The organism is Corynebacterium sp. HMSC076D02 (assembly GCF_001813815.1).
Lineage (GTDB): Bacteria > Actinomycetota > Actinomycetes > Mycobacteriales > Mycobacteriaceae > Corynebacterium > Corynebacterium simulans.
This window is the reverse complement of record NZ_KV814071.1, coordinates 29,810-32,759: the sequence shown is the minus strand read 5'-3', so window position 1 is coordinate 32,759 and position 2,950 is coordinate 29,810. Positions and strand designations below refer to the sequence as shown.

Below are 2,950 nucleotides of genomic sequence, written 5' to 3'. Positions count from 1 at the left end.
ATCGATGTCGGGGAAAGCGTTCAAAATGGCCCGCAGGCCGGCGCGCACCACGGGATGATCATCGATGAGCATGACGTTAAGCATCCTGGTCCTCCACTTTTTGCGGCATACGGATAGCAAGGGCGGTTCCCTGGCCCGGGGAAGATTCCACCGTGAGCGTACCGCCGTGGCTTTCCACGCGCTGGCGCAGGCCCCGCAGCCCGAAGACACCCTGCGAAGGCGAAGCAGGGTCCATGCCTTCTCCGTCGTCGACGATGTCGAGCGTGGTCTCGCCTTCAAAACAGCCTAAAGTGACCACCGCGCGCCGGGCGCCAGAATGCTTGAGCATGTTGTTGAGCCCCTCTTGCGCCGCACGCAGCAGGTCCTGGCGGTGAGCTTCGGGCACCGTGCTTTCTCCCGAAACAACCAGGTCGATGACGGTATCTTTAACCAGCGCCGCGGCTTGCGCGGCAGCCGAATCCACTACCTGCTGGAGGGCCTCTTCCAAGGAGGCGGCGGGAGATGCTAGCTCGCTGACGAAGCGGCGGGCCTCGCTTAAGTTCTCGCTGGCCACCTTTTCAATCAGCGCCAGTGTCTCTGGGGAAGGATCTTTTTGAGCCGCGCGCGAGAGCAGAACGATGGAGGAAAGGCCTTGGGCCACGGTGTCGTGGATTTCCCGGGAGAGCCGTTCGCGCTCTTCCAGGCGGCCTGCTTGGTGCTCGCTCGCGGCAAGTTCGGCCTGGGTGGCGCGCAGCTGCCGGGCAACCTCAGCATGGTGCGCCGCCTCAGACTGCACCATGCGCCCGGCATGGAAGGAGCCGATGGCAAAGGCCGTGCCGATGAAGGGGCCGATGGCCGCCGCGATGGTCCATTCCGCCGGATGCTGCCAGGCGGGCAGGAAGGCCGCCAGTGCCCATAACAATCCGCTGCAGGCGATGCCCGGCCAGCGGGGAAGCGAGCTTAGAAAAGCAAAGACCAGCGGGAATTCCAGCCACATGAAGTCCTGGGCATGCACCATGAGCCCGCACCACAGCACGCACAGGCCCACCAGCCACAGGGCGCGGGGGAGTACGCGCCGCAGTGCGTAGACCACGGCCAATGCGACTGCCAGACCAAGGGCGCGGGCATCGAGGCGCCCGTCGAGCCCGGCGCGCAGCAGGCCGAATAGCAACAAAAACGCGAACATCACGTGTAGCCCGGCGCGCCAGGGGCTAAGGCGCTTATGGAAGGTCTGCGGGGAGCGCTGTTTCACGTCATTCACAGCCTTTTACCCTAACCCGCAGGCGGGACACGGGGAATCAACCAGTTGGTTGACTCGAAGTTCAACTAGCGGCCCGATTACTAATCCGCGCGCCGTAGCGATGCTTGAAGCTATGTTTCTTGCACTTAGAGAATTGCGCGCAGCCCGCGGGCGCTTTGCGTTGATTGGGGCGGTGGTCGCGCTCATTACCTTGCTTTTGGTCATGCTCTCTGGGCTCACGGAGGGCCTTGGCAAACAAAACACTTCGGCTTTGGAGGCCTTGGGGCATGAGTATGAGCAGGCGAGCTTTAGCACGCAGAAGCCAACTTTTACGGAGTCGGAGATTTACGCGGACGACGTGGTGCCTGGCAGCGCGCCTTTGGGTACCGCGCAGACCAAGGTGGAGGGCTTCGGCGGCGTGGCCGTGCTGGGCTTGCCGGCGGGCGAGCCTATTCCGGGTACCAAGCAGCAGGTGCCGGCCACGGGAGTGGTGGCCTCGCAAGCGATTACGCAGGGAAATTCCGTGGCGATTGGGGATGAGGCCTATGCCGTCCGCGGCACCGTGCCGGATCTGTACTATTCCCACTCGCCGGTGCTGTGGGTTTCCACGCAGACCTGGGCGCAGTTGAGCCACGCGCCTTCCGACGTCGTGGGTACCGCCCTGCTGCACGCGAACAGCGTTGCCACCGGGCTTCCCACGTCCGTCAGCATGCGCGAGGCCTTAAGCGGCCTGCCCGCCTACAACTCGGAGCGCGGCTCACTTTTGACCATGCAGGGCTTCCTGTATGCAATTTCGGCGCTCGTGATGGTGGCTTTCTTGAGCATCTGGACCATGCAGCGCACCCGCGATCTTTCGATTCTGCGTGCGCTGGGGGCGCGGACGCGCTACCTGCTTGGCGACGCCCTGGCACAATCCGCACTCATCCTCGCCCTCGGAGTTGGTGTGGGTGCCGCAGTGGGCTGGGGCCTGGGCGCGCTCGCGCAATCGACGGTGCCTTTTGTGCTTTCGGCGCGCACGATTGCTGCCCCGGCCGCCGGCATGTGGGTACTCGGCATGCTGGGCGCGGTCCTGGCCACTCGCCGAATCAGCAAAATCAACCCTTTGGATGCGTTGGGAGGACAAGGCTAATGCTAGAGATTGAAAACGTGACGGTCACCTTCCCCGATGGCCGCGAGCGCGTGGTGGCGCTGGATGACGTCAGCCTGGCCATCAAGCCGGGCCAGCTCATGGCCGTCGTCGGCGAATCCGGCTCCGGCAAGTCCACCTTGCTCTCCGTGGCTGCTGGGCTAATCGAGCCCGATAGTGGTCGCGTGCGGGTAAGCGGTGAGCGCGGCATCATCTTCCAACAATCCAACTTGGTCAGCTCGCTCAATGCCCTGGATCAACTTCTCATTGTGGACCATATGGCAGGCCGAAAACCTCGCCGTGAAAAGGCGCGGGAGTTGCTTGAGTATGTAGGCCTGCCCGGGATGGAGGCTCGCCGCATCACCCAGCTTTCTGGCGGTCAGCGCCAGCGCATCAATATCGCGCGTGCCTTGATGGATGATCCCGAGGTGCTGCTCGCGGATGAGCCGACGGCGGCGCTGGATTCTGCGCTCTCGCGCGACGTCGCCAAGCTGCTGCGTGACATCACCGATGAACAACAGACCGCAACGATGTTTGTAACCCATGACCGCAGCCTGCTGGATTTTGCGGACACTGTGGTCACCGTCAAGGACGGAAAGTTGGCG

Annotated in this window: 3 protein-coding genes and 1 pseudogene; 2 read left to right on the top strand and 2 right to left on the bottom strand. The window is 63.4% G+C overall.

Annotated elements, in window-relative coordinates; translation table 11 throughout:
• Positions 1 to 84, bottom strand: a pseudogene (locus tag HMPREF2935_RS13635) (DNA-binding response regulator); the annotation flags it as partial.
• The gene (locus HMPREF2935_RS09970; RefSeq protein ID WP_246817825.1) at positions 77 to 1,231 is read right to left on the bottom strand and encodes a sensor histidine kinase; all 1,155 of its coding nucleotides are present in this window, start codon (positions 1,229 to 1,231) and stop codon (positions 77 to 79) included. The gene HMPREF2935_RS09970 and the pseudogene HMPREF2935_RS13635, both read right to left, overlap by 8 nt.
• A 121-nt stretch (positions 1,232 to 1,352) precedes the next feature.
• Here HMPREF2935_RS09970 and HMPREF2935_RS09965 point away from each other — a divergent pair, with 121 nt between their 5' ends.
• Both HMPREF2935_RS09965 and HMPREF2935_RS09960 read left to right on the top strand, forming a co-directional pair.
• The gene (locus HMPREF2935_RS09965; protein WP_049146725.1) at positions 1,353 to 2,348 is read left to right on the top strand and encodes an ABC transporter permease; all 996 of its coding nucleotides are present in this window, start codon (positions 1,353 to 1,355) and stop codon (positions 2,346 to 2,348) included.
• Positions 2,348 to 2,950, top strand: a 603-nt coding sequence (locus HMPREF2935_RS09960) for an ABC transporter ATP-binding protein (protein ID WP_070733037.1), incomplete at its 3' end; no start/stop codon positions are given. The genes HMPREF2935_RS09965 and HMPREF2935_RS09960, both read left to right, overlap by 1 nt.

Bases quoted from the DNA above. Each gene is read 5' to 3' on its own strand.
- HMPREF2935_RS09965 (WP_049146725.1), top strand. From the start codon at position 1,353: ATGTTTCTTGCACTTAGAGAATTGCGCGCAGCCCGCGGGCGCTTTGCG.